Consider the following 26,127-nt stretch of genomic DNA (forward strand, 5'->3'; position numbering starts at 1 on the left):
CCTTGAAAGCTATCTATATTGCATCATAATAGTTTGTTTCTTTATCTTCAATATATTTAGTATATTGGTCAGTATTGATTCGTTGCTTAACACCGAAATACATAGCTAGGATGCTACCTATGAGGAGTATGAGCGACTCTTGCCAAATATTGAGCGCTTCTATTCCACCAAAAGTACCAAAGTAGCCAGTGATTCCACAGGTTGTCAGTATGATCATAAACCACTTAGCATGCTGCATATCTTCTGTTCCTGAATGTAGGAAATAGATAAAGAGTCCTGCTAGGCAGCTGATAATTATAGCAAGCACATTCTCCCAGCTGGACCAGTGAATTAATAAAAAGCAAATATAAAGTGTTACCGTTGAGAAGAAATAGGCATAAGGTAGTTTAAATGGACGCTTAAGTTTGGGAGCGGTTGTTCGCAGTGCTAAAAGCGCGATAGGACCAATTGCATAGGCAACAACAATTGCAACTGATTGAAAACGAACCAATGCTACCCAGTCTTCAAACGGCGCTAAGAGTGCAAGTCCTACAAGTCCATTGACTATTAGAGCAAACTGAGGAACTTGATTTTTGTTTAGCTTTTGAAGTGCAGGGGGTAAAAAGCCGTTTTTACTAATGGCTAGTAGCAGCCTGGAGGTTGTTGCTGTATACACTAATCCTGCACCCATAGGTGCGATAATGGCATCGATGTAAATGATAGTTGCTAGCCATTTGAGCCCTAGCATTAAAGCAAGTCCAGCAAAAGGCCCTGCATCAAAATCGAAGCTAAGCGCACCCCAGCCAAGAGAGAATGCATCTGGGTTCATGGAGGCAATAAACACACTTTGCATAATGACGTAAAAAACGGTGCAATATAATACAGATCCGATAGCAGCAATGGGAATGGATCGCTGTGGATTTTTTACTTCCTCAGCCAGAGAGGTGCACTCCCTAAAGCCTAAGAATGAGAAGATAACAGTGGTAGATAATGCTGAAAGAACACCATTCATACCTGAAGGCATAAAGCTTTGGTCAGTGAAGTTACTGGGTATAAATTGATGATAAGCGAGTACTGTTAGTACAAATAATGGGACACATATTTTCCAGATCGTCAATATATTATTATACCGGATCATCATTTTAATTCCTTTTTGGTTGATCCAAGCCATGATAAAGACCAGTACTGCAGCGTAGGTTAGTCCAAGGTTGGTTAATAAGAAGGTGTCGTTTACTTGATAGGTTAATCCGTCAAAAAAGCGTGATGCGTATTGTAATATCGCAATGGATTCAGTTGGTGCTACAGCAACACATGATAGCCAAGCCAGCCAGCTGATAATAAAGCTAATGCATTTTCCGTGGCTGAATTGACCATATCGTGCAATACCACCAGCAACAGGAAAGGCAGTTGATAGCTCAGAAAAGCACACCGCAATAAATGCAATCATGATCCCACCAATCAACCAGCTTAGAACAGCAGCAGGACCGGCTAGCTTGGCGGCTACCATTGAGCTGAGTAGCCAGCCAGATCCGATCATGGCGCTTAATGAGGTCATTAGGAGGCCAAAAGATGAAATTTCTTTTTTCAATTGTGACATAACACTATGTTTTAAAACTGTTGTAATCATGACATATTTAAAGTTTTTAAGCAATTTTATGTGTGAAGACAAGTAGATAATTTATCAGGATGTATAGAGCGGTCTATGATCTATCTATCAGCGTGTAAAAACATAATTTTAATAGCAGTTAAGCTTATCATGAATGTATTGATGGTAAGCTTTCCTCTATTTTAACATAGTCCAAATCGTAAAACTAAAGGGTATTAAGTGTAGTAACTGATTGTTTGGTTGATACGTATGATCAGGATTACAGTAATGAATAACTGTGCTCACAAAATAAACATGTCGATATATCAACTAGATTGTTGCCTTGAATATATAATCTATTTAATACACATGAATGTAACTTGAGGGGTTGTTTTTCCATTTTCTTCATTGATCAGCAGCTCTCCACCAGGGTAAACTGTATCATTACTACCAATATAGTTGGGTGCCTCGTGACTACCTTGAGTGTGACACCCCCAGTAAATTAGTTTAGAGGCATGTTTGTATTCATCAAAAACTTGCTTATCATCTTCTTTTTCTGAATGCCACCCATCAAAGCAATCTTTTAAATGTTCTTCAGTTTTTCCACCATCCCAATGCTTTGAGATTTTGCTAAAAGCACCAATCAGTGATTTCTTAAATCTTTGACTACTAGTCATCCCATCGTTTATACGTTTTATATACTCTGGTCTCTCTAAATTAATATCATCATTAATCATTGATGCAGCCGTCTTTGCCTCTTTAGTCATTTCTTTTGAAAGTTCTTTATAAAGTGGGTCAGGGTTTACACTACCTCCATGAGCATAAATAACATGTACACAATGATTGTTTGGTGTTTTCTTATGTGCTTCATCGCGCATGATTTGATTTATACCTTTTTCATCATTGAAGTGTCTAATATAAATGTTGTATTTTTTAGACAACTTTCTAGTTAAAGCGTATATTCCAGCTACGCCTAAGCTGCTAACGATATATCCGTTATGATCATCTTCATGAATATGAATCATGATGTTTTTCTCATGTTTTTTTCTTACTTCCAATCGGTTGTAGTATTTTTGATAAAATTTCAGAATAGACTTTTTTAGCTTAGTATAATCTTTTTTGTCACTAAGTATGAATATTCCATATAATATAGCATGGAAGATTGTGTCCAATATAAAGCCTACGAGAATAAGTGGAAATAGGATTATTTGTACAGCTAAAGGTATTTTTCTTACAAATCGAAGATATAAGTAAGATACACAATAAATAAAGATGTACTTAAGTCTTGATACTTTTTTGTGGTTTGCTTGTTTATTTTTTGTTTTCAAACTCATCTCGGGTGCCTGGTTATGCAGTTGATTTATAATAACATTTTTACGAAAGAATGTCAATTCTGAAGTATGTGCTTGTTTTATTTGTTTAATTGTAGTGGTCTGACGTTTTATGGTCAGTATACTAGTGAATGATGATACTCATAGAAGAAGCCTGGCAGCTATACTAAACAGCTGCTGTTATCTATATAAGTAAGTGCCCCAATCTATTTGATACACATGAATGTAACTTGGGGGGATAATATTCCATCTTTTTCAGTGATCACTAACTTTCCTCAAGGCATAACAATATCATTATCACTTATATAGATAACAACACCGTTAGAATGGGCGTGGGAGTCTTCTTGTGTTGCTAATCTTTTATAATATCTTTGGTGAGATTTTGTAATCCATTTTTTTAACTTGCTTGTGTATTTATCTTTGATTACCTGAGCTAATGAATCAGATTTTTGATCACTACTTTTGCTAATGAATGCCTTGCTCTTTTATTAGTATATCAGCCTGATGAGCATATGCTTGGGTTATAGCTTTAGCATACACAGTCTTTATGGGCTGAGGCTTGGTAGGTGCTGCTTAATCTTGTCTTCCACTTCGGGGTAAGTCTATCTATAATCATATTTTAATTATCATTTATTGTACATATTTTTCATATTTAAAACAATTGCTTGTGGTTCTTTTATATTAGGTGTGCTCAAGGCTTGTTGGTTAAGATATGATTTTGTTGGTTATTTTTTCTTCCTCTAATTATATGCATGATAATTATATACTTTATTTGGGGCTCACCGCATGTTTTTGTAATTTAAGAAAAAGCTCATATATATTTAAAATTATGTTGAGCTGAACCATTAGGGGGCTATATATTGTGTTTAAGAGAGCCAGTTAATCAATATATGGTGTTAAAGGAGATTTTAAATGTCAGAAGTGGTAAAAGATAAACAAGAGTTTTGGCAGGCGTGGCCAAAGGATTTACAGGATTTGTGTTCTGTCATCCAGATAACAGTGCCAGCACCCCTAGTCAAGCAAATAAATGCTGCGCTAGAGGCGTGTGAGAACGAGGATGAGAAGCGTCTTGTGCAGCCGCTAAGTCTCTTGCACAAAATGCTGGCAGATGTAGCTTACATCCAGCTTCATGAGTTTTTATACAGAGTAATGCTATATATTTGTAGCAAAATGCCAGGTGAGCAATACCCATCTGGACAGAATGTGCCTAACGAGTTTCTGTTGGTAGCTATTGATAGAACAACTTTTGATATCCGCGTTCTAGCTCAAAATTTAGTTATAAGTGAGCAGCGCTTATTAAATCCAATAACTAAAAAAGCTTTCCACCTGAAAGATCAGCAGCGTGTCTTCGCATTGATTCAGGGTAAAGGGCTTGAAATGAGTGCTTCGGAAGATCAAAAAGGTAATGATGAGCCAACTTATTATGCGGGTTTTAGTCCTGATCGTTATGAAGTGATTAAACGAGATGGTGCTGTAGTATCCTTTGATCAGGAGCGTATTAAAAATGTGATACGAAAAGCATTGCTTGCGTCTGATGTGAATACAGAGTCCTTGGATGAGGTAGCAACAGATGTTGCATTTCAAACGATAAGGGCTATTAAGGATTTACGTCCAAATGGTGGTGTTGTTCATATTGAGGAAATTCAAAACTGTGTTGAACAGGCGTTTGAAGGGTCCGGCAACCGTGATGTTATGTTTAACTTCATGGAGTATCGTAAAAAGCGTGCTAATGAACGTGATGAAATTCAAACAGGCTACGAGCCAGCAATTAAGATTAAATCTCCGGATGGCACCGTCAAAAGTTTGGATAAGGCTGGATTATTATCATTCTTGAAAAAATTAGCAACTGGGTTAGCGGGTATTGACTGCGATATAGTTGTTGATATGGCCTATAAAAATCTTTATTCAGGCATTGATTATCACGGTGTAAATAGTGCTCTTATTATGGTAACTCGTCCATTGGTAGAGCAAGATCCTAACTATTCATACTTTGCTGCAAGACTTTTGAAGCACAAGTTAAGCGAAGAGGTTTTGAGCTTTTTCCAAAATAAGGATATTCAACTAAAAGATCCAGACTTTGATTATAGTAAGCTCTTATCTGACTATGTACATAGAGGAGTTGAGCATGGTTACTTATCAGAAGATCTTTTGAAGTTTGATTTAGTCCGTTTGTCTAAAGCAATTAAGTGTGACAGAGATAATCAGTTTTCATTCTTTGGGCTGCAAACACTATATGATCGTTATTTCATTCACCATAAAGGAACACGTATTGAGATGCCACAGATACTCTTTATGCGGGTTGCTATGGGACTTGCTTTGGGTGAGGGTCGAGCAAAAAATAAGCGTGCTATTGAGTACTATAACCAGATCTCAACGTTCTCTTATATGTGTGCAACACCCACATTGTTCAATTCAGGAACCCAAAGACCTCAGCTGTCGAGTTGCTTCTTATTAGATGTAGAAGATAGTATTGAAGGTATTGGTCAGTATATCCTTAAGCAAGCTAAAATCTCACAGTGTTCAGGAGGTGTAGGGACTTCTTGGACTAAGGTACGTGCTAGTGGTTCATGGATTAAAGGCACGAATGGCCGTTCTTCAGGTGTTGTTCCATTTTTGAATATGGCAGATGCTACAGCTATTGCGGTAAACCAAGGTGGCAAGCGTAAAGGAGCTGTGTGTGCTTATTTAGAAACATGGCACCTGGATATTTATGATTTCTTAGACCTAAGAAAGAACTCAGGTGATGACAGAAGAAGAACACATGATATGAATACAGCAAATTGGATACCTGATTTGTTTATGAAGCGTGTGATTGAAAAAGAGAGCTGGACACTCTTTTCACCTGATGAGGTCCCAAATCTAATCAATACTTATGGTACAGACTTTGAAGCAGAGTATGTGAAGTATGAAGCGCTTGCTAGAGAAGGCAAGATTATGTCTAAAACTGTAGAGGCTAACCACCTATGGCGTAAAATGCTTTCCATGCTATATGAGACAGGCCATCCCTGGATGACGTATAAGTGTCCTAGTAACATTAGGAACCCTCAGTCTCATGTTGGTGACATTCACTCATCTAACTTATGTACTGAAATTACACTGAATACCAGTAAAGATGAGGTAGCTGTATGTAACTTAGGAAGCATTAACTTAGAGCGTCATGTATTAGCCCAGCCGGTAGAAAATACACAGATTACAGCTGCAAATGGTCTTATTAATGAAGAGATGTTGATTAAGACGATTAGAACAGCAGTTCGTATGCTAGATAATGTAATCGATATGAACTACTACTCTGTTCCAGAGGCAGAAAACTCAAATATGAAGCATAGACCTGTGGGTATGGGAATGATGGGTTTCCAAGAGATGCTTTACCGTTTGGGAATCTCTTATGATACAGATGAGGCTGTTGAGTTAGCGGATCAGTTAATGGAGTTCATTAGTTATCATGCGATTGATACATCTGTAGAGCTAGCAAAAGAGCGTGGCTTCTATTCAACGTACCGTGGCTCACTTTGGGACCGTGGAATCTTACCCATCGACTCAATTGAGTTACTAAGAAAGCACCGTGGTACGCTTTTGGATATGGACAATAAGAGTATGCTTTGCTGGAAATCTTTACGTGAGAAGATGAAGCTCTATGGTATGAGAAACTCTAATGTAATGGCGATTGCACCAACTGCTACAATTGCAAACATATCAAATACGTCTCAATCTATTGAGCCGACCTATATGAACCTTGCAGTTAAATCAACACTATCAGGTGAGTTTACGGTCGTAAACAAGTATTTAGTCGCTGATTTAAGAAAGCTTGGGTTATGGGATGATGTGATGGTTAAAGAGCTGAAATATTACAACGGTAGTATTCAGCAGATAGACCGAATACCTGCAGAGATCAGAGCTAGATACAAGACAGCCTTTGAAGTTGATCCATTGTGGTTAATTAAGTGTGCATCTAGAAGGCAAAAATGGATTGATCAAAGTCAATCATTAAACCTATATGTAGCTAATGTATCGGGTAAGAAGTTAGATAATATCTATAAATCTGCATGGCAGATGGGTTTGAAAACGACTTATTACTTGCGTGCAGTGGGGGCAAGTGATGGTGAAAAATCAACCATCCATGATGGAAAGTTAAACAAAGTGAAACGTGAAGATGAGCCTCAATTCTGTTCGGTTGAAGATCCAGATTGTGAAGCTTGTCAGTAAATTAAATTGGAGTACATAAATGAATGATGTAAAAGATGTTGCCGGTCTAGGTGAGATAAAACTAGGCGCTGGTCGAAAGAGTCTTAAAGACACGATGGTTATTAATTCACATAAGCGTGCAAAAGACCAAGGTGGTGAAAATGATGTGAATCAATTATTCCCAATCGTACATAAATTTGCGTGGGATAAATATCGTGATACCTGTAAGAATGCATGGTTCCCGTATGAAATAGCCATGGTTAGGGATATTGAGCAGTGGTCAACACTGGGTGAGCATGAGCGTGAGATCTTTGAGCGGACATTAGGCTTTTTAAGCACAGCAGACTCATTGGTTGCTAACAACCTTGTGTTAGGTATGTACAAACATATTACTAGCCCTGAGTGTCGCTTGTTCTTGTTGAGGCAAGCATTCGAAGAAGCGGTTCATATGGAGTCTTATACCTACATTGTACAGTCTTTAGGACTTGATGAAGCTAAGATTTTCAATATGTATCGTGAGATTAAGTCCATGGCAGATAAGGCAAACTGGTCTGTTCAGTTTACACGTGCATTATCTGATCCAGGCTTCCAGACTGGAACATTAGAAAACGACCAAAAGTTGCTAAGAGACTTAATCGCATTCTACTTAGTATTTGAAGGTTTATTCTTCTATGTAGGGTTTGTTCAAGTACTGTCATTAGGTCGACGAAACTTAATGCCAGGTTCTTGTGAGCAGATTCAGTATATCTTCCGTGATGAATCAATGCATTTGAACTTTGGTGTAGACTTGGTTAACCAAATCATCAAAGAATGCCCAGAGTTATGGACTGAAGACTTCCAGAAGGAAGTGAGACAGATCATTAAAGAAGGTGTAGCGCTTGAGTATGCATATGCTGAAGATACAATGCCAAATCCGGTTCTGGGTTTGAACAAAGAAATGTTCAAAGATTATTTGCAGTATATTGGTAATAGACGATTACAGCAGGTTGGTCTAGAAGAGGAGTGGCCAGGTGCAGAGAACCCATTCCCTTGGATGAGTGAAATAATTGACCTCAAAAAAGAGAAAAACTTCTTTGAAACTCGAGTAACAGAATACCAAACAGGTGGCGCACTTGAGTGGGATTAATTCACTTACTTTGTGACTGATTACTTATTAAAAGCAGCATGTATTCCATTGCATCCAACACAGGAGGCAAGACATGCTGCTTTTTGTCTTTATCCCGGTGAATGTATTCATTTAAAAGGGCGAAATGGTGCAGGAAAGTCAACATTCTTAAAAGCACTTGCTGGCTATTATCATGATGAGTTGTTTTGGCTGGATAGTGATCAGAGCCTATGGATTCCTGACAATGATTATATTGCTAGTGGGTTAACTGCACGTAATTACTTAAAGTATATGCAGTATTTTATGCTGGGTGAGAGTGCTGAGGATCCACTATATACGATTATTAACTTTGATTTAGATGCGGATGTTGCACAATTGTCTTTAGGTCAAAAGCAACAGTTAAATTTATGTCAGTTATATCTATCAAAAGCAAAGGTCTGGCTATTGGATGAGCCTGATCGTGGTTTAGATCAGGATGCTTCAAATATACTTGAGTCTTTGATTGAAGGCCATATCAAAAAGGGTGGTGGCGCAGTTGTCTCAACACACTCAAATAATCTTTTTAAAACATCGTCTCCATGTATACGTTTATTAAACTTGAGCTAGTACATATTCGTCATTATCAGTGGCAAATAGCATCACTGATTATGCTGTGGTGTGTGGTGTTAGTGACATTAATAGAAGAGGTAAGGTATTCATTTAACATTATTTGGATGTTATTACCGTTATGGGTATTAGCCATGCAACCGCTTTTATCACAATTATATAATGGTAGTATGCAGCAGCTTATTTTAGCTTGTGTTGATACGCGTCTTATACGTTATAAATCTTTGGTGCACTCTATGTTTTTGTCGCTACCATTTGCGGTCATATTTGGGATTGGTACATTTCACTTAGTAGGTGGGATCACTCTTTTTTTGGTACTTGATCTTATGCTAAAGATAATGACAATCATTATGAGTGCTACACAAAAGATTGCACATTTACTTTTTGCTCAAGCATTATTTGTGCCATTGATTTTCCCTCTGATTTTACTGGGGATGATGTCTTCTCAATCTACGCATGTCTTAGAGTTATTATTTGGGGTATGGTTATTATGTTTAGGTTATTATCCTAAATTTTTACGTCTTGCTATTAGGGTAGGTCTCTAAAGATTATAATGCACATTTATGCCATCATCATTAGATTTATTTCAAAAATATAGCAGTAAGTGTGTGGGGGGGCTGTGTCCCGTTAAGGGTATGTTTTATTACTTAGCAGAGTCAACTCATGTTAACGGCAGGTGTTTCCTATAGCCACAACCATTTGTTTGATGAAAACAAGCCTGATTCAGTCGGTAGCTTTGAGGGACATCTGGGTATTAGAAAGGCGGCTTAGGTTGTTCATATTTTATGCGGATTTCTTACTATCTATAATAGACGGATTTGGTGCTTATGAAGAATATCAATAATTTCTCTTTGCTCTGAGTGATTACCTGCAATTAATATATTACAGTCTAAATCTTGTTTTTTTGTTTCCCAGTGTACTACTATGATACCTTTTTGTGTCTTGGGGCTGTAAAAAATATTATGACTCTTATTCACAGATTCAATTTGTTTCAGGGTTTTTACTCTAAACTTTCGATATACCCACTGTGTTATATTAAGCCGGTGTGCAAGCATACAGGGGTATGTGCTTCCTCCAAACCTAGGATTACATTCTAGGACAGCAAATTTTCCTGAATCCCGCTGTAACAGATCCAAACTTAAAGGGCCTCTAAGACCCTGTTTATATAACCCTTTAACTAGATGATTGTATTGTGTAAGTGTATGCTTATCAATACGGGCAGGGCAGCAACCTGCCCATGAAAAGTCTTCATTAATAAACATGGTTGTTGCCCCTATAAAAGTGTAGCCTTGTGATGTTATTTCATACTGTAAACTCAGACTTGATTGAATATCCTCAATCAATTCTTGTACATGTAATGGCGTATGTGTCGGAATGCTTTTTAAGCAAGCTAATGATTGAACATAATAATTTCCACTGCCTGCGGAACTGGTATTTGTTTTCAACATTACCGGGCGATCTATGCATTTAATTTGTGTCACACAGTCATAGTATGTAGTATTAGGGTGCTCAACACCGTGTTTTTTTGCGAATTGTAAAAAGTTTTTTTTGTTATCAAAGTATGCAGCTGCAAAAGAATCGTTTTTTTTGCTGTAGTTAGATAATTCAAATCCATTGGGTAAAGTTTGCTGTTGATCTGCATAGAAAATATTCTGACTAACACTTAATCCGCAGGCCTTATAATGCTGCTTTAACCACTCATAGTCAGATTTTTTGCCAGGTGATATTTGTACAATATCTTGTGTTTTAGATAAACACAGCGCAGTAAGTGTAAAATCTTTGACTTTTGCTCTAGCATTGCTGTTTATATCTGAGTGCTCCTGATAATAAGGCTTAGAGTTGTGATAGAAATAAGTGTGCATGATAAATTCCCTTTCAATAGTTTTTATTTTATACAAATATAATGTTTGTCAGATTTTTTTTGCAAAAGTCAATGCAGCATTCGACACAGAGTATGTGTTCCTTCTTAGGGTAAGCTAGTTTCTAATATTTTTGTTACTGTATAACAGTTAAAACTACAAATAGAACTGCATAAGAAATGCTCAAAGGTTCCTTTACCTCTTGTTAAAGACGAAATTAAGACTATGATGCTTAAGCAAAGCATTGCAGCACTACGATGTGTACAAAAAGGAAAGTGGGATATAAGTCAGTTTAAAGGCGAAGCTGAAATATTACTTGATGAGCCAATAAAACGAATAGAGTTTTAAAAGAAAGCTTGAGGTTAAGCGCTTTAGTGCTAGATAGATAAGCTTTTCAAGATTCAGATCCGTGCTTCGTATCTACAAATACTCATCCATATACGCACTTCTGTTGGGTAGTTTAGTATCTACTGTATAAAAAGCAATATGTTCTCTATCTCAAGAGATAAGCGGGGAGGGGGCTCATTATCATTAGAGCTTACAGAATTGCACAACTACATAGGTTTATTTTCCTAAAAAGGGCATTAATCGTAATCTTACTCTTTCAATTAACCTCTTAATCTCATGAGCATATATTTTTAAGTTAGTAAATCAAATTAAACTGACGCTAAAGTTCTCCCTAGTTTTTTAAACTGTACCGAGAATGATTAAATGTTATAGAGGCCAACTACTCAGCGTCTATATCCATGACGTAGCATCAATAAGTCTACTGATGAACGCTTCAATAGACTAGAGCCAAAGGATTTGTTATTGTAATTACATATAATAAAGGTATAGGGTATGAGAAGAAGGCCATTAAAAGAAGAAGTGAGCGTCAAGGTTTGCATGCTGCTGCTCGTCAAGGTAGTTTAGAGGCTGTTAATAGCTTAATTAATGCAGGTGCTAACATTAATCTAAGCGATGTCCATGGTCAAACCCCACTCCATATCGCAGCAGAAAGAGGTAGCCGAGAAATCGTTAAAGCGCTTATAGATGAAGGTGCTAAGGTTGATCAGCCAACTACAAGTGGTACAATCTCTCTCTATATCGCAGCACAGAAAGGCTACGTAGAAGTCATTAAAGCGCTTATAGCTGAAGGTGCTATTTAAACATGCTATGGCTCTCTTAAGAACTGAAGTAAAAACTGAAGATCTTTCAGAATACCCCAAGTCCTTATATGCAAGGTTAGATGCATTATCTGTTGTGCATAAGATATGGACGTTAAGTCGTAACAAGAAGATACTAATAACTGATATAGGCGCGGTTCATTACTCAGATGTAGAAAGAGAAATTCGGGAGTACATCGAAAAAAGGAATGCCTTGAGACATGATGAGGTTGTACTAAAGAAAGTTGCAGATATTGCAAAAGACTTACTTTCAAGACTTTTTGTAAGAGAGGGCGCTGCTGCGCCCAAATAACTAGGGAAGGTTAGGGGGAGTATCTATGCGCAACACTAGAATCATCGAAGAAAGTAACTCAAAACGATTGCGATTTAGAGGTTGTTTTGACCGATCAAATGTTATCCTCTAAAGGGTGTAAATAACGACTTAGCCCTCTGGAACGATTGTTGCATCAAAGCCTGTATTATAATGCTGTTAGCGTCAGCTCTTCAGATTGCGCTACTAGTGCAGGTTTTTCGCTAGCAACTTCTTCTTTAACCACTGTAAACGCATTCAAAACATTAGCTGCTGCAAATCCAACATCCAATTTACATTGTAGTTTATTGATCAACATATCCTGTCGGCGATTAATTCCTATCTGAGAAATATTAGATATCTTAATCTTAGTTGCACTAACTCTTGCCATCTTACGAGTAATAAATTGTTTCTTAAATTTTGGTAGCGTGAGCATGTTAAGATAAGCTTCTACTGAAAGACCTTGCAAATATTTTGGCAGATCTTTACTTTGCATATAAGATAAGTGCCAACGAAGACACTGAAATGATTCAGTGGCTAATTTTTCTTCAACCAATCTCTTCATTGTTGCAAGAAGCATAGGAAAAGAAGTTGCATTAGCAACTGCAGAGCGCTTTTTAAAAGCTTTAATACCGGCGGAAACTTCTTTTTTTAATTGTATTATTTTTTGATCTTGACATAATTATTTCTATTATTATTAGTAGTTTACCCTACTATAATAAAATATAAGGGACTTGTAAAGTAGAAGAGGGCAGTTTGCCTAGCGCCTAATGAATTAAAGTGCAGCGACACTGGCTGATATTTACTCGTGAACCAATATTGGTGAATATGCAGAGTGCATTTAGTAGCTATAAAACTGATTCCTATGCGCTCTAGCGGATAGTTGAGGGCCCACAGCATAACGATAATAGTATATGTGAGCAATGTGTTCTCTTATCTCAATAGGTAGGCGAGGAGGGGGCTCGATTTCATCAGTTTTTAAAGAGTTGAATAACCTAATAGATTTATTTTCAAACAATAGTGTTAATCGTAATCTTACTATATCAGCTAACTGCTCAATCTCGCTTATACCCTCTGTTAATATATCTTTTCTACCTTTCAATAGGCTAACCAATGGTAATTTATTAATGCCTGTTAATTTAAGTTCTGCTATAGACTTCTCAAATTTTTTAAATTGTTTATAGAGTCAGCGAATGTAACACTTTTGTCGCTTAATGACTCTTGAATGCTAGGGTTGGCTAATATTGCTTGAAAATAAGGTTTTCTTATTATGTTCATGGTTAAATTTGGAAGCAAGTGCTTAGTCTCAAAGTACAGCATCAAACCAGGTGTTTTGACTGTTTGACAAATTTGATTTTGAGACATTGTATGAAGTAAACTATCGCGATTAAACAAGTCTGAAAATGGCAAATAATAGCTATTGGTAAGCATACGGTGTACAGCTAGTCCAGCCCGCCCATTAGTCCTTACAACATTTTCTAATTCTTTGCATGCAAAAGTTCTTTCAGCACAAAATAAGAAGATAGATTGCGCTCTTAGGAAAGATAATCAAAAGTTAAGCTATAATGTAGTAAGAAACAGTGCGTTACAGTAAATAGTGCTCGTGCATCGAAAAATGATGCAAAATAATTAATCTCGATCTCACGCCTTATGAACAATTCGTTGAAAGCAAGGACAATAAGGGGAGAAAATGCGGATATGATATGAATGCCAATAGCGCCAGTAATTTATATTACCGGCATTAATATTGGAGGCTTAATTCTTTTTTATTACCTATTACTTCATTTATTGATTTTAGTTATTAGTTTTATTAAGCTATTGATGATTACAGATAAAAGAGAGAAAGTTTATGGAAAAACTAAAAATTTGGAGCTGTGTTAAGCAGTGGCTATTGTTTACACTTAAGAATTATTTTCGTATATGGGGATGCATTTTATTGCTAGCGGCACCATGTATCATACTTTTGGGGATGTGGGCATGGCTTAGATTTTTTGCAGCTCAATTTACGATGCCTGTAATTGAAGGTGTAATAAAAATGATCTTGGTTCTATCTATAATGGCTATTGGCTTTGGAAAGGCTACCTTGTACATTTACCGGGCTGAAAAAGGATTCGTTAAAAGTTGGGTTTCGAATACGATTCGAAAATATGCAATCGATTGGAAGTATCATTTACTCGTTTCTACACCTGTCGTATTACTAACATCTTATTCTGTGCTATTTTTAGTGGCCTCTATACCATTACTTCCTATGCTAATTTTATTCGCTATACCATCACTTCTGGTTGCCCTAGGGCGAATGATACTAAAAATATACCGCTCAGAGCCTGTCATGTTAAAAGAAGATATTAAGTTTGCATTCAAAAATGATATGTGGTGGAAGTCAATTGTATTTTATATAGTGTTGATTATAGGCGGTGCACTTTGTGCTTTGACGCCTGGAAGTTTCATATATTATTTGAGCGGCATGCTAATTGATAATGATGTTATAAAGATTTTACCCCTCGGCATGGCTGTTTTAATACTTGTTTATTTGTATGTATCTTGGTTTCCTGCAATGATATTTTTAAGCGATAGTAAAGCAGGTCCTATTGATGCTTTAAGCAAATCTACTTGGTCAGTCAGAAAAGCAGGATTCTTTCGTATATTGAGTGTTTTTCTTATAAGTATTGCCGTTGCAATTGCTGTAAGCCAATTCTTGACCGTTCTATTTAAGCTATTGGCAATTAAACATGATAAAGTTGATCTAGCTAGTTTAGCTGTAAAATACTTAATGCTCCCTCCTACTATTGCGCTACCGGTAGTTATTTATGAACAAATAACACAGAAACAATCTAATGAGCTAAGCTCTAGTCAATAAACATTTAATCAACTGTGCTCTATTAAAGGTATCGTATGCCCTAATGTGTTAATCAGGGTTTAAATTAGCTCTGTCTAAATAAGAATCTTGTTGAGAAAATGAATACCATTATTAGCTGCAAGGTACACAAAATTGACTTTTAGAGCCTTAAATGTTTGTATCCGACAAAAATGACTCCTTTTTTTCAGATAATAAAAAAGAAGTTTCTTTTTCAAACAAGAAACAAGATGAGTCTGTTATGTTTCATCTAGAAACAAATCAAACTAATCCAGGTGCTTACCTTAATGCATTAGAAAAACAAATTAGGGCTCAATACAAACAAGTATCTGTCACTAAACGGATAGAACAGACAAAAAAGACATGTAGATATGCACAGGTAAGTTTTACTTATTTGGATGGTAATCAACCTACTGCAGCAACCGTAACATTAGTTTCTAACCAAGAACAGATGATTGTCGTAAATGCTCAGGCAGAAAAGACATCAATCAAAAAGTCTTTAAAGAAGTCAAAATCTTTAGCTAGATCAGCGCTGTTTTTTAAAGTTAAAGAACTGGGCTTATCTGAAATTGTAGTTGCTGGAGCAATTACAAGCGCTTTTGGGCTCGCACTTTTATTCAATGCAATGAGCAACTTTTCTATGCCAATGCAATGAGTCAGTCAGCGCAATGGATATAAACATACCATCACAAATGGAGTGAATAATATGCATCCATTGTCCGTGGCTTCTAGTTCGCTGTTGCCAAATAGGTAGTGCCCACCCATTATAGACGCAAGAAATGATGTGGTAATGGCAGATAGAAGTGTCATGTTGTCATCTCAAATTCTTTACAACTATATTTAGTTTAAGCGTGGCTATTAATAGTTGTATGTTTTTTTAATGACTTATTAAATCTGACAGGTTGAAAATGAGTGTTATAACGTTTGCAGTAATTTAGGAGATACTTATGAAACGTTTTTCAATGAAAGAAGCAGAAACTAAAGAAAAAAAATCAAATGCTTTTATTAGGGACTTAATACCTAAATTTTATTTTAATGGACTCAAGTACACAGGAATGGCTTGGTCACTGATTGGTTTAAATTTATCCATTAACAGCTTTGATTCAGATGAAGTATCTGGAAATAAATATGGAATTACGATAAAACTATTAGGCACAGGTATTAGCATAGGTCAAGGCCGCTTTATTATCTCTATTTTAGGCTTTAGTATTGGATATAAAAATAAGCTTATTATCAATGCTGATATTAAAAATCTTGCAGGTTTACATGGAAGCGCTCGTCTTAAAGAGCGAAAAACAATTATAGCATTTAGTAAAAGTGCTAAAAAATATGATATAAAAAATTTTCATTCACTTTATAAGTTAGATCAAAACAACCCCGATAGAGTCGCATTATTCAACTTCTGCTATACAAGGCGACTATGTAGTCTTTGGAGACATGCCAGTAAGGAAATCTCTCTAATCTCTCAACCAGATTTTGAGAAACAGTATTTTGAACAATCCTTGAGAAAAATGGATGAAGCTTTAAACGATGGATCGCCTCTGATTATTAATAAAAAAATGCATCACAGTTTTTGCCTTCCAGTATTTACCGCTACCTTTTCCAGTTTAAAGGCTTTACTGGCTCCTAAATCGAGCATAGGAAATAGAGTACCATCTACTCGTTCATCCAGTATCGTTGATCAAAGAGAAAGCGGTATTACGCAAAGTGGACGTTCTGCGGGCGCGGCCGGACACAGGGGTCAGCCTCCACCATCACCATAAGGTAACAAGTAGTGGGTCAAAAGGATATGACTAAGCTGGTTTCGCAATAAAGTCAGGGAAGTAAGTATGATCCCCCCTAAACTTATAAATTTCAATGTTAGAAGGCTTTTCAGTTGATATACGATCTGCTAATCTTGTTCCTGTTTGTATCAGCGAATCATCCATAGCTTGGTAAATCTTTAGGCTAGCATTTGATAAATCTTTTTGAGAAAATGTATCTGCAGCTTTCCATACATTATGATTTGAGTCCATTAACTTCATTAGATAATTAGATACCATTTTAAAGCAACCCCCTTTTACCCTATCTAGCAATTTTCGCACAGGTTTAATGATCATTATTTTCTCAATAACAGCTGTTATTAATGCTACTGCGTATAAAACCGGTGCACAAATAAGAACCATAAGCACTTCAGGTAACTCTAGTGGGTTCAATCCAATGACTAATAAGAAAGGTAAACTTATAGCATATAGAATAGGAAGTACTATTAAGTTTAATAGTACTTGTTTAGAAACAACCTCTGACAATGACCCAAAGGTACTTACGATTTTAATATTGATTTTTTTACCAGATAACTGCTTTTTTGTTAACTGTGATACTGCCAACATTAATGCTGCTCCTCCCATGGACCAACCCACAACATCAACTTCATCATTGTGTTTTAACGCGTGACTTATATGTGCATAGACATTTCTTTGATAAGACATAAGTGAGAAAGCATCCTTACCCTTGTAATATGCAGGCGCAGGTAGAAATTTTCTTTTATGACAATAAGTTGAGCCTAAAACTTCACCATTTCCAGGGATGTATAATTTGTTTGAGTCATCAAACTTAGCTGAGGTCTCTTCACTACTATGACTAGCAGGATATAACAAGCTCCCAAGTAATGATCGAATTGGTTTTAATATTGTTTTTGAAAATTTATTCATTTTTATTTTATTTACTATCTATAATAATGCCATATTTATGGCTTTTATTCAATAGCTTATGCAGATTTTAAGTGTGTTTTTAGTGCTTGAACAAATAAATATGCAACAACCTAATATAATGCCTTAAACCCAATAAGATTCATTGTTTCAATACCTTATGATAAGTTTCTATAAAAATCCAATAATCTAAAAATAGAGTCAAAAAATGAAAAAAATAAAACGATGTTACTCTCTGGTATTTATAAATATACTAAGCCCTATGTGTTCACAGGCTCTAGGTGCAGCCCCATATTATGCGCTATTATTTTCTGTGCTAGATGAAAATAATAAGCAGTATGAAGATGAGCAAAAAAATCTTGATGAAAGTTATAAAAAAGAAGCGCAAGAAATAAGGAAATATGAAAAGCGAAAACAAAATCGCCAAATAATTAAGTCAATGATAGATTTAATTGTGCAAATGGATAAAGCCAGTAATAAAAACTAAGCGAATGAAAGTTATAAGCTAGCTCAAAAAGTATAACTCACAACTATCAAAAACATTCCTTCACAAATATCCTGATTGATGTAACCAAAGTTATTGGATGTAGATCTGAAATTATCAAACTCTAAACTGAATCATCTACATATCTAGGTTAAAATAGTATAAACTTATATTTTATACTTTGGTTAGGATTATTGGACCTTTTTACACATCAAGACTGGTTCACGCTTAAGGATGAGCTTGGGCAAAATACTGCTCCTGAATATTTAGACCTTAGTAACCGTTATATTGATTACAAATACATTGATGTCATATTTGCAGCATTAAGATACTCAAATCAATCCGTAAAACGTATTAATCTGTCCAATACAGGGTTAAATAATTTTGGACTTATGTTTATTACAGGGGCCATGACCCGCGCGGATAGTCCAGATATTGATTTGATTGAGATTGACTTAACCAATAACCCCGATTGTACTGACCAAGACTTGATTGATAAAATTAATGCAGCAGTTGAAAGAAATAGAGCAATAGCAGGTGCCGCTATCATAACTAACACTTCGCATAGCATGACTTCTACTACAAAAACACTAACGTCACAAACTGCTACATCCATTACGACTTCAACACTTACTGAAGCGAGTAACCTAACCGATCCTGATCTACCGACAATGACTGATGACGCTGAGCTTGAAATTGAGCAAGTAATGAATGATGGAATAAACAATGATGATAATGATCTAAACATTTCAGCCTTCCCTTCTCTTCTGGCCACAACACCCCCACCCATTCTGGTTGATGATATTCATCAAATTGAAGTAAGTCATATAGCCCCCTATGCTACAACTGTCTCTAGCCTTCTACCTATAATAACAACTGCAAGTATAGATTTTGCTCATAACAATGATACAAACACCAGTAATACAACTGGCTCAAAATTACCGGATAAATTACAAGTCCACTCAGAAATTGCTATGTGGTCACTTATTATAATTGGAAGTATTGCATTTATTGCACTGATGGTTAAATGCTATTATTCACGATGTAGGGCTAAACAATTACCTGACATTCTATTTAATACCTCAGTGCAGTCGCAAGAGAATCCAATGTATTTTGCCTCTGCGGCCTCAGTTGTAGTAACCTCACACTCTTTTGACCCTAATTATGAAGCTAATGCTATGGCTATATATGCAGTCCCCTATGAAAATAGTGATAATGAGCAGAGTCATTATTTAGCACCTTGTGCACATTATGATGGCTTCTCAAGTGATTCAGGGTCTGATGATGATTCACAAGAAAATACTGAGCAATACGAAACAATTCTCGAAAAAAATCCATCAAACTACGAGCAGCCTTGTGCACATTATGATGGTTTTTCAAGCGATGAAGGATCGACTCATTTAGATGATAATACAGACGAGAACGGTTATCAAATACCCATAGAATCATCAAATCAACACTATGCCACAAGTAACATTTAACAGCACTCTATATAGGGTATTATCTAATCAGTGAGATGGAGGGCAAGCTTATCACTTAGTGAATGATAATTCTGCATGACACCGCCCATGTAATCTATACATTGTACCAGCGTGGTGTTACACTAATTGTATTTCAAATGGATTTGTTATGCGTTATCGTTCACTTTTGCAGATTATTCCTTTACTTGCTTGCCACCTACTCTTAGCAGATTCCTTTAAAAGTGGCGCGTTTTTAAAAGCTGGAGCGGGACAAAATAACGCTCAACTAGAAAGGACTGTTCTTATTGAAAATAATATTGATGTTACGGAATCACTGCAAACGGCATTATCAGGATTTACTGCCTCGGTTGCTGTAGGGTACACATACAACTACAGTAATATATGGGCAACTTCAGTTAGTCTTTCCTTTGAGCCGAACACAATTGATGTAACTGAAACGATTACTTTAGATAACAGTAATACCAATAATTTATCCGAAAAAACAATCATTGAGCTGAATAATACGTTAGGTGCTATGGCAACTATCGGCTATGCTATTTCTACCGATACCATACTTTCATTATCTGCTGGTTACTCTAGAGCCTCATTGAATGTTCATTATAAAGAAACTTTAAAAGCAATTAATATTGATAATGAACAATCAATTAACGGCTTTTCCTTCGGACTTAGTATGAGCACTCAAATTAATGAGCAGCTTATCTTAGATCTGTCAGCGGAAATTAGACATTATGAGAAATATGAACTAAATGGTACGGGAAATGCTAATTATACAGCTAAACTATCTATTGAACCCTACGTTTCAAATATATCCGTAACAGCAACTTATTATATTTAAGTACAAAGATCCAACCAATAGCCTAATCTGATTCAGACAAGTCTAAACAGATCATCAAGGTAAACATGATGCCTTTTGCAACTTTATATGGAATTTCCTATGATCCATCTGCTAAGCTGTGACATAAGTAGGTACACATTCGAGTATTCTATCAAATAATCGGCCGTGCTTTGCTTCTTCCAATAATAATTTAGCTCTGGTTTCTTCACTTGCACACCTGAAATATCTGTTTTGCTGCTCAAGTTCCTTAACTGAAAATATCTTACTAGAAATAGCAGTAATCTTAGAATTGGCAGTTTTTAGCTCTCGATCAATAATGTCAAAACTTAAACCGGCTATTGGCTTACGTTTAGCAATAGCACTGGTTACTTCTATAGCTGTAAGGGCTCTTGAAGGTTTCTTCCTCTTTTTATCAATTAGTGTTAAGGCTGAAAAAGCACTAGCTTTACTCAACTTGTCTAGTTTATAGTAAAAATGAAGTTTGCGACTAACAGTAGGATAAGCTGTAGCGTACTGTTTTAGTGCTACAGAAAGATCCGGGTGCTGTACCTGACTCTTTGTATAAGCATTAACCAACTTTTCTTCGTTAGATAAACAACTCCCGTCAACATACTTATTTAAAAAATCTATGAAACCTTGGCAATTACTATATATTAATTCCACATTTGCTTTTAGTGGTTTATTCAAATCTTTAAAATCCCCACATGCTTGTACAAGACTTGCAGTAGCTGTCTTTGTAGCATCAGTTACGTTAACATCTGTTGTCCAGTGAATATCAGATCTATGAAGAACATCATTATTTCTCATACTAAACATAGTAGCATGAGGACAGCTATACAAGCCAAGAGAACAGTCTATTGCATAGCTATCAACCTCTTCTTGAGTGTCAAAACATGTAATCATACAATACTTATTATCCATAGGTTTAGATAAGTTAACGCTGCTGTAAGTAACATCTGGAATGAATGACCTACTGTTTAAAATATCAGATACTCTGATAATTGGCTCAGGAACTGCTGTCATCATTAATTTTTTATAAGTAAAGGGCTCTATCCCTGATAGTGCACAAAAAAACATAGGATTATGCTCTCTTCTTCCTACCATACAAACTGTAGAACCTCTAAGAGCACCTTCATCAATAGCGGCTTTACCTTTTGAAACACTACTGCGGACTTGTAGAGCACCAAAAGTGTTTAATGCCTTAAATGTGTATGGCCAGTCAGAGCTCCCTAAATGATTAACCGGATCCTGTACTAACTCCCGTAATGCCCTACCTTCATGCTCAAGCTTGACAGCCGCAAAAGCACATATCTCATCTGGGTTTGAAGCAGCATCCGCTTTACACATATGATTTATTTTTACTACTTTTTTATATCTTTGTAGCTCCTGACGTTTCAAGTATCTTTCATAGAATATAGCCGGCACACCCAAAGCAGTTAGGGGGTTCTTAACTTTAGTACGGCTGAGCGCTTGCTCTGTACTATTAGACACACTAGAAGGGCTGATATCAACCAATGCTTCTCGCTTAGTTTCTGTATAACTTGCTTTGGGAGACTGTTCTTGTTTTCTTTTATTTTTTTGTTGGCCTAGCATTTTATTCTCTTGTTATTGTAATTATATTAAGCTTAAGTTAATTATACGTAATTTTATATATTTGTCAACCACTTAACGCACTTGCCCAACAGCTGTTCATCCATGTAAATGGTTTGTCCTATCAACCTGTTCAAATAGGCCTAAACTTCTGCTTTGTAATTATTCATAAATCTTGTAATAATGAAGTACAAATTATATGGAGAATATTAAAATGAGTTTAATAGATACAATGAAACTGCGCTTTGGTTATAACGATAACAAAACAGATAGTAAGCTATATTTAAAAGGAATACTTAGTTTTTTAAAAAGTACTGATGGATATGAGGCCTATGATAAAATAATAGTGGGTAAATTAGACTCCATAGCTTTTATCAAATTTAAGGATGATGGATATCAGCCGCTTAAGACAACGCTTGTGGCCCTTTTTAAAAAATATAAAGTCGATTATCAACCAAGAAATATTGCACCTTACGGCATTCATATAAAGAACTTTAGTGAGCAAACAGCTAAGCTATATGACCTCTATAAGGAGTTTAATATAGCTCATGCGGAGCAAGAACTAGCAACAGGTATAATTAACTTGGGAATCACCACCTACCATCTGAAAATAAGAGGGCATGATATTGTAATTAAGCGCACGCCAACACAGATTGAATTGACTATTGGTGGGTGCAAACTTATAACGGCTGCTAGTCTGACCAAAAAAGATATAAATGGTATTAGATTACAAAGAGCTTTAGAGTTAAACATTAATATGAGTGAACCAATATTTGCCTCAGCAATATATCAGGCGGGTATCAACATCGTAAGAGTAGTGCCCATGTCATTCCCTGGGCAGCGTCTATTTAAACACTTTACTGAACAAAGCACACTACTTGTTAGTGACGTCATTACTTGGATAAGCAAGAATGCTTCAATGCTAAGTCCGAGAATCAATATGTTAAATGCAGCACTTTTAACGCTACAATCTGAGCATTATCTCATTCAAGGCATGGCATCTCTAGGACCTTCTGTGTCTAGACGTTCTCAAAAAGCAAGGGAGTGGGTATTGCACGTTTATCAGTGTTTCAACAGAGCGAGCAGTGTTTTTGATGCCCACATACCCTATGAGATTATGGAAAAAATATTAAGCTTTTTGGATCCACTGAGCAAGGGTCACGAGCTAAGAACACAATCGTATGCGCGACAAACCTATGCTGCCTTCCGAGCACAAACAGATGCTAGAATGTGTAGAGATAAGACTTGCGTAAATTCCGCAGATCAAATGACAACTGACTTCAAGGGTTGGATAGGAGGTGTTTTTTCGACCTGGGCAACAGGACGTGAAGATACTCGTAATCGCAAATTCGCAAAACAAGCACTTGATCTCTTTGTCAACTGTCCACCTGAAGATTACCAGCCTTGGGAAATGGCCTACTCCAGCGACCAGACACAATCTGGTGATTTATTTAAATCAGAAAAAAAGTGTAAAGAAATAGTAGTAGAAGAGCAACAAGCCTTACAAATCTTTATACTTGAGCAAAATTCTAGCCTAGTTATCAAGGTATAATACATAGCATATATTGAATGCTCTTGGAGACAGAACCTGAGAGCATTCCACTTCAGTCTACCTACGTATATAGAAAATAACGTGATCTTATAGAAAGAAGCTAAAATTAAAGAACTTTTCTAATATATTCGGATTTAATAAATGTAGTGCCCCTGGGTTTTTAATTTAAACAAAATCTATGAATTATATACATAGAGCATAATAATTATGATAGGATAAATTTAATTTACTTACGATAAAAGGAGTTTGAAATGGAATACGGATACTTATCAGCAACAGACTACGTTGGCATATCTTTCTGGCTTGCAACAGCGATGATGTTAGCATCTACTGTTTTCTTTTTTGTTGAGCGACAAGATGTTGCCTTGAAGTGGCGAACATCAATGACAGTTGCGGGGTTAGTAACCGGTATGGCTTTTTGGCATTATTTATATATGCGCGGTATGTGGATCAATGTTGGAGAAACACCGACTGTTTTTCGTTATATTGATTGGCTAATCACAGTTCCGCTTCAAATTATTGAGTTTTATTTAATAACATCTGCAATCATCAATGTTCGATCCAGCATATTTTGGCGTTTACTAGTAGCCTCCTTAGTCATGTTAGGCTTTGGATATTTTGGTGAAACTGGATTAATGGATACAACCCATGGCTTTATCATTGGAACACTCGCATGGTTATATATCATTTATGAGATATTTTTTGGTGCAACTGCAGCAGCAAATAGAGCAACAGCTAATAAAGCCAGTCAACTAGCGTTTACCTATATTAAGTGGATTGTAACTGTAGGTTGGGCTATCTACCCTATTGGTTATGCGCTAGGTTACTTGAGTCCTTATGGTAACTTAGACTTGCTAAATATAACTTATAACTTAGCAGACTTAGTTAATAAAACAGCATTTGGATTAGCAATTTGGTATGCTGCCAAACTTGATTCAACAAGCTAGCCTTACAGCTCTATCTTGTGACTGGAGCTTGGCTTAACAGCCGGGCTCCTTGTCTTTTGACTAGAAACATTTGTGGCTATTGATGCTTGTTCTAATAACATCAAACTAATATTTTCAGCGTTTATATCATGAGCTCTTAGAGGTTGTCTAAAAACATATTTATAAGGAAATCTAAAAAAACTGTAGACCTTATATGGGAATATTAAAAAGCTGAAGGTTAATTTCACATTCATGCAAACGATATAAAAAAGAACACTTAGAATAAACCTGGTTTGCCGCTCAGTGTAATGTGTCGAATATAGCTTTAGATCTTGACAGGTATCGGGCAACACTCCTTTGAACGGATGAGAATTAGCAGTAGTAATGAGCCACTCACTTCTAGTTGGCGGGAGAAAGATAAACCCATAGACTTCGCGTTTAAGATTAACATCCCTCCGACCTCTGATATTATAGCTCCAATCTATAGACTCTGTCGGGTTGTACCCCCAATCTATAGATTGCACATCATGAACAATGAGGTTGCCGTGGCTATCTTGATGTACAATTTTCTTATTATCGTTTAAGAAGCCCGCCCTCTTAAGATTGAATGGAGTGTAACGTTCTGCAAACTCTTGAGCAGTGTACATTACACCACTCATATTAATACTTGCCCCCTTTTTAAAGGAAACGTATATCCTGTAGATATCACGCAAAGATCCCGCAAAACAGTCACCATTAAGTTCCTTCACATAATCAGACAGTTTATAATTTAGCTGAGTTTTAGACCAACATTTTCGTGTTATCACCCATCCCTCAGGCTTCACCCCCATGCCGAATAATTTTCCTACTGGCATCGTAATCGCATAGTATAAAGAGCGCATGTGGCCATTGATATAGTATTTTAATGCTAGCTGCATATATGGATTTTTGATCATCTGAAAGTTTTGATTCTCCATGCCGTTAGCCAACAAGCCATACTTGTTAAGTGTCTTGCACACTTCATACGTAAAGAACCTACCCTTCTCTAATGCGTTGCAATTCTTTTTTCTAGGGCAAGGGAGATCCGAGAATATCGCAGCCTGCATATCTTTGGTCTCGATTTGATGAAGAAGTATGATAAGCTTGAGAATATCGATTTTCCAATAAATTGGTATTTGTGCTAGACCATCTTCACCTTGATCATTACTGAAGAGATCGGGGTTATTACTGACAATTTCAATGTCACGTATATCAATAAAGTTTACAGAGGGAAAAGCTCCTTGAGTATTAGCAATCTGTACTGAAGTGCTAATTTCACTATCATAGTAGAGATTAATATCACTATTTTCGCAATGATTATCACACCACTGAGCTATTCCTTCACTCGCTTCTTCAAAGGCATAAGCATGCATTAGGTATTTTTGATCCTTATTTATTTTATCTTGCAACCATAGAAAGTTTATAGACTGCTTATTCATAAATATCTCTTTATTATCAATAGCAAGAGTATCATAAGCGATCATTATTATCAATATATCCTAAAAGATAGCATTTATTGTAACTAAGCAAATGTTTGCATATATAGTATTATCAATTTAGAGCACCCTACTTATTGGTTATACACTAGGTTAAGCCCT

Annotated in this window: 23 protein-coding genes; 15 read left to right on the plus strand and 8 right to left on the minus strand. The window is 36.3% G+C overall.

Annotated elements, in window-relative coordinates; translation table 11 throughout:
• Window positions 1–13 precede the first annotated feature (13 nt).
• Window positions 14–1,576: an APC family permease gene (locus tag MMH89_RS02365; protein WP_258568775.1), complete on the minus strand. Its 1,563-nt coding sequence runs from the start codon at window positions 1,574–1,576 to the stop codon at window positions 14–16.
• Window positions 1,577–1,920: 344 nt separating this feature from the next.
• A complete protein-coding gene (locus MMH89_RS02370; protein ID WP_258568776.1) occupies window positions 1,921–2,892 on the minus strand; it encodes a hypothetical protein in 972 nt (323 codons plus the stop codon).
• Between the two features lie 1,380 nt (window positions 2,893–4,272).
• On the opposite strand from MMH89_RS02370, the gene MMH89_RS02375 reads away from it, so the two are divergent.
• Genes MMH89_RS02375 through MMH89_RS02390 form a run of 4 tightly spaced genes read left to right on the plus strand, consistent with a single transcriptional unit; the run spans window position 4,273 to window position 9,333 of the window.
• A complete protein-coding gene (locus tag MMH89_RS02375; RefSeq protein WP_425491987.1) occupies window positions 4,273–7,098 on the plus strand; it encodes a ribonucleoside-diphosphate reductase subunit alpha in 2,826 nt (941 codons plus the stop codon).
• A 19-nt stretch (window positions 7,099–7,117) separates the two neighbouring features.
• The gene (locus tag MMH89_RS02380) at window positions 7,118–8,203 is read left to right on the plus strand and encodes a ribonucleotide-diphosphate reductase subunit beta (protein WP_258568778.1); all 1,086 of its coding nucleotides are present in this window, start codon (window positions 7,118–7,120) and stop codon (window positions 8,201–8,203) included.
• Window positions 8,204–8,215: 12 nt separating this feature from the next.
• Window positions 8,216–8,788, plus strand: a complete 573-nt coding sequence (locus MMH89_RS02385) for an ABC transporter ATP-binding protein (RefSeq protein WP_258568779.1) — start codon at window positions 8,216–8,218, stop codon at window positions 8,786–8,788.
• Window positions 8,761–9,333, plus strand: a complete 573-nt coding sequence (locus MMH89_RS02390) for a hypothetical protein (RefSeq protein WP_258568780.1) — start codon at window positions 8,761–8,763, stop codon at window positions 9,331–9,333. Before MMH89_RS02385 ends, MMH89_RS02390 begins: the two co-directional genes overlap by 28 nt.
• Before the next feature lie 258 nt (window positions 9,334–9,591).
• Here the strand turns inward: MMH89_RS02390 and MMH89_RS02395 are convergent, their stop codons facing one another.
• Window positions 9,592–10,650: an ATP-grasp domain-containing protein gene (locus tag MMH89_RS02395; protein ID WP_258568781.1), complete on the minus strand. Its 1,059-nt coding sequence runs from the start codon at window positions 10,648–10,650 to the stop codon at window positions 9,592–9,594.
• A 222-nt stretch (window positions 10,651–10,872) separates the two neighbouring features.
• Here MMH89_RS02395 and MMH89_RS02400 point away from each other — a divergent pair, with 222 nt between their 5' ends.
• From MMH89_RS02400 to MMH89_RS02410, 3 genes are all read left to right on the plus strand, one after another.
• The gene (locus tag MMH89_RS02400) at window positions 10,873–10,995 is read left to right on the plus strand and encodes a hypothetical protein (protein ID WP_258568782.1); all 123 of its coding nucleotides are present in this window, start codon (window positions 10,873–10,875) and stop codon (window positions 10,993–10,995) included.
• Window positions 10,996–11,528: 533 nt separating this feature from the next.
• Window positions 11,529–11,795: an ankyrin repeat domain-containing protein gene (locus MMH89_RS02405; protein ID WP_258568783.1), complete on the plus strand. Its 267-nt coding sequence runs from the start codon at window positions 11,529–11,531 to the stop codon at window positions 11,793–11,795.
• Window positions 11,796–11,802: 7 nt separating this feature from the next.
• Window positions 11,803–12,105 carry a hypothetical protein gene (locus MMH89_RS02410; protein ID WP_258568784.1) on the plus strand — a complete coding sequence of 101 codons (303 nt, stop codon included), beginning with the start codon at window positions 11,803–11,805 and terminating at the stop codon, window positions 12,103–12,105.
• A 166-nt stretch (window positions 12,106–12,271) separates the two neighbouring features.
• Here the strand turns inward: MMH89_RS02410 and MMH89_RS02415 are convergent, their stop codons facing one another.
• The gene (locus tag MMH89_RS02415) at window positions 12,272–12,667 is read right to left on the minus strand and encodes a hypothetical protein (RefSeq protein ID WP_258568785.1); all 396 of its coding nucleotides are present in this window, start codon (window positions 12,665–12,667) and stop codon (window positions 12,272–12,274) included.
• Between the two features lie 276 nt (window positions 12,668–12,943).
• A complete protein-coding gene (locus MMH89_RS02420) occupies window positions 12,944–13,204 on the minus strand; it encodes a hypothetical protein (protein ID WP_258567862.1) in 261 nt (86 codons plus the stop codon).
• A 747-nt stretch (window positions 13,205–13,951) separates the two neighbouring features.
• Here MMH89_RS02420 and MMH89_RS02425 point away from each other — a divergent pair.
• The 3 genes from MMH89_RS02425 (at window position 13,952) to MMH89_RS02435 (ending at window position 16,719) form a co-directional block, all read left to right on the plus strand.
• Window positions 13,952–14,959, plus strand: a complete 1,008-nt coding sequence (locus tag MMH89_RS02425; protein ID WP_258567863.1) for a hypothetical protein — start codon at window positions 13,952–13,954, stop codon at window positions 14,957–14,959.
• A gap of 151 nt (window positions 14,960–15,110) precedes the next feature.
• Window positions 15,111–15,611, plus strand: coding sequence for a hypothetical protein (locus MMH89_RS02430; protein WP_258567864.1), 501 nt, complete (start codon window positions 15,111–15,113; stop codon window positions 15,609–15,611).
• Window positions 15,612–15,903: 292 nt separating this feature from the next.
• Window positions 15,904–16,719: a hypothetical protein gene (locus MMH89_RS02435; protein ID WP_258567865.1), complete on the plus strand. Its 816-nt coding sequence runs from the start codon at window positions 15,904–15,906 to the stop codon at window positions 16,717–16,719.
• 30 nt (window positions 16,720–16,749) lie between these two features.
• On the opposite strand, the gene MMH89_RS02440 is transcribed toward MMH89_RS02435, so the two are convergent.
• Window positions 16,750–17,646 (minus strand): hypothetical protein, encoded by an 897-nt coding sequence (locus tag MMH89_RS02440; RefSeq protein WP_258567866.1) that lies wholly within the window; start codon window positions 17,644–17,646, stop codon window positions 16,750–16,752.
• Window positions 17,647–17,851: 205 nt separating this feature from the next.
• Between MMH89_RS02440 and MMH89_RS02445 the strand changes: the two genes are divergently transcribed.
• From MMH89_RS02445 to MMH89_RS02455, 3 genes are all read left to right on the plus strand, one after another.
• The gene (locus MMH89_RS02445) at window positions 17,852–18,130 is read left to right on the plus strand and encodes a hypothetical protein (RefSeq protein ID WP_258567867.1); all 279 of its coding nucleotides are present in this window, start codon (window positions 17,852–17,854) and stop codon (window positions 18,128–18,130) included.
• 191 nt (window positions 18,131–18,321) lie between these two features.
• Window positions 18,322–19,608: a hypothetical protein gene (locus MMH89_RS02450; RefSeq protein WP_258567868.1), complete on the plus strand. Its 1,287-nt coding sequence runs from the start codon at window positions 18,322–18,324 to the stop codon at window positions 19,606–19,608.
• Between the two features lie 148 nt (window positions 19,609–19,756).
• Complete coding sequence (locus tag MMH89_RS02455) at window positions 19,757–20,443, plus strand: outer membrane protein (RefSeq protein ID WP_258567869.1); 687 nt, start codon at window positions 19,757–19,759, stop codon at window positions 20,441–20,443.
• Between the two features lie 111 nt (window positions 20,444–20,554).
• On the opposite strand, the gene MMH89_RS02460 is transcribed toward MMH89_RS02455, so the two are convergent.
• A complete protein-coding gene (locus MMH89_RS02460; RefSeq protein WP_258567870.1) occupies window positions 20,555–22,036 on the minus strand; it encodes a hypothetical protein in 1,482 nt (493 codons plus the stop codon).
• A 211-nt stretch (window positions 22,037–22,247) separates the two neighbouring features.
• Here MMH89_RS02460 and MMH89_RS02465 point away from each other — a divergent pair, with 211 nt between their 5' ends.
• Together MMH89_RS02465 and MMH89_RS02470 are read left to right on the plus strand one after the other, a co-directional pair.
• The gene (locus tag MMH89_RS02465) at window positions 22,248–23,585 is read left to right on the plus strand and encodes a hypothetical protein (protein ID WP_258567871.1); all 1,338 of its coding nucleotides are present in this window, start codon (window positions 22,248–22,250) and stop codon (window positions 23,583–23,585) included.
• Between the two features lie 251 nt (window positions 23,586–23,836).
• A complete protein-coding gene (locus MMH89_RS02470) occupies window positions 23,837–24,532 on the plus strand; it encodes a bacteriorhodopsin-like (RefSeq protein ID WP_258567872.1) in 696 nt (231 codons plus the stop codon).
• Between the two features lie 2 nt (window positions 24,533–24,534).
• Here MMH89_RS02470 and MMH89_RS02475 read toward each other — a convergent pair whose 3' ends face one another.
• Window positions 24,535–25,968, minus strand: coding sequence for a hypothetical protein (locus tag MMH89_RS02475; protein WP_258567873.1), 1,434 nt, complete (start codon window positions 25,966–25,968; stop codon window positions 24,535–24,537).
• Window positions 25,969–26,127: the final 159 nt, after the last annotated feature.

The organism is Candidatus Comchoanobacter bicostacola (assembly GCF_024172705.1).
Classification (GTDB): domain Bacteria; phylum Pseudomonadota; class Gammaproteobacteria; order Comchoanobacterales; family Comchoanobacteraceae; genus Comchoanobacter; species Comchoanobacter bicostacola.

Excerpts from the sequence above, each read along its gene's own strand:
- MMH89_RS02365 (WP_258568775.1), bottom strand. The coding sequence starts at position 1,576 with ATGTCACAATTGAAAAAAGAAATTTCATCTTTTGGCCTCCTAATGACC.
- MMH89_RS02375 (WP_425491987.1), top strand. The coding sequence starts at position 4,273 with ATGAGTGCTTCGGAAGATCAAAAAGGTAATGATGAGCCAACTTATTAT.
- MMH89_RS02380 (WP_258568778.1), top strand. The coding sequence starts at position 7,118 with ATGAATGATGTAAAAGATGTTGCCGGTCTAGGTGAGATAAAACTAGGC.
- MMH89_RS02390 (WP_258568780.1), top strand. The coding sequence starts at position 8,761 with ATGTATACGTTTATTAAACTTGAGCTAGTACATATTCGTCATTATCAG.
- MMH89_RS02395 (WP_258568781.1), bottom strand. The coding sequence starts at position 10,650 with ATGCACACTTATTTCTATCACAACTCTAAGCCTTATTATCAGGAGCAC.
- MMH89_RS02400 (WP_258568782.1), top strand. The coding sequence starts at position 10,873 with ATGATGCTTAAGCAAAGCATTGCAGCACTACGATGTGTACAAAAAGGA.
- MMH89_RS02410 (WP_258568784.1), top strand. The coding sequence starts at position 11,803 with ATGGCTCTCTTAAGAACTGAAGTAAAAACTGAAGATCTTTCAGAATAC.
- MMH89_RS02415 (WP_258568785.1), bottom strand. The coding sequence starts at position 12,667 with ATGAAGAGATTGGTTGAAGAAAAATTAGCCACTGAATCATTTCAGTGT.
- MMH89_RS02425 (WP_258567863.1), top strand. The coding sequence starts at position 13,952 with ATGGAAAAACTAAAAATTTGGAGCTGTGTTAAGCAGTGGCTATTGTTT.
- MMH89_RS02430 (WP_258567864.1), top strand. The coding sequence starts at position 15,111 with ATGTTTGTATCCGACAAAAATGACTCCTTTTTTTCAGATAATAAAAAA.
- MMH89_RS02435 (WP_258567865.1), top strand. The coding sequence starts at position 15,904 with ATGAAACGTTTTTCAATGAAAGAAGCAGAAACTAAAGAAAAAAAATCA.
- MMH89_RS02440 (WP_258567866.1), bottom strand. The coding sequence starts at position 17,646 with ATGAATAAATTTTCAAAAACAATATTAAAACCAATTCGATCATTACTT.
- MMH89_RS02445 (WP_258567867.1), top strand. The coding sequence starts at position 17,852 with ATGAAAAAAATAAAACGATGTTACTCTCTGGTATTTATAAATATACTA.
- MMH89_RS02455 (WP_258567869.1), top strand. The coding sequence starts at position 19,757 with ATGCGTTATCGTTCACTTTTGCAGATTATTCCTTTACTTGCTTGCCAC.
- MMH89_RS02460 (WP_258567870.1), bottom strand. The coding sequence starts at position 22,036 with ATGCTAGGCCAACAAAAAAATAAAAGAAAACAAGAACAGTCTCCCAAA.
- MMH89_RS02465 (WP_258567871.1), top strand. The coding sequence starts at position 22,248 with ATGAGTTTAATAGATACAATGAAACTGCGCTTTGGTTATAACGATAAC.
- MMH89_RS02470 (WP_258567872.1), top strand. The coding sequence starts at position 23,837 with ATGGAATACGGATACTTATCAGCAACAGACTACGTTGGCATATCTTTC.
- MMH89_RS02475 (WP_258567873.1), bottom strand. The coding sequence starts at position 25,968 with ATGAATAAGCAGTCTATAAACTTTCTATGGTTGCAAGATAAAATAAAT.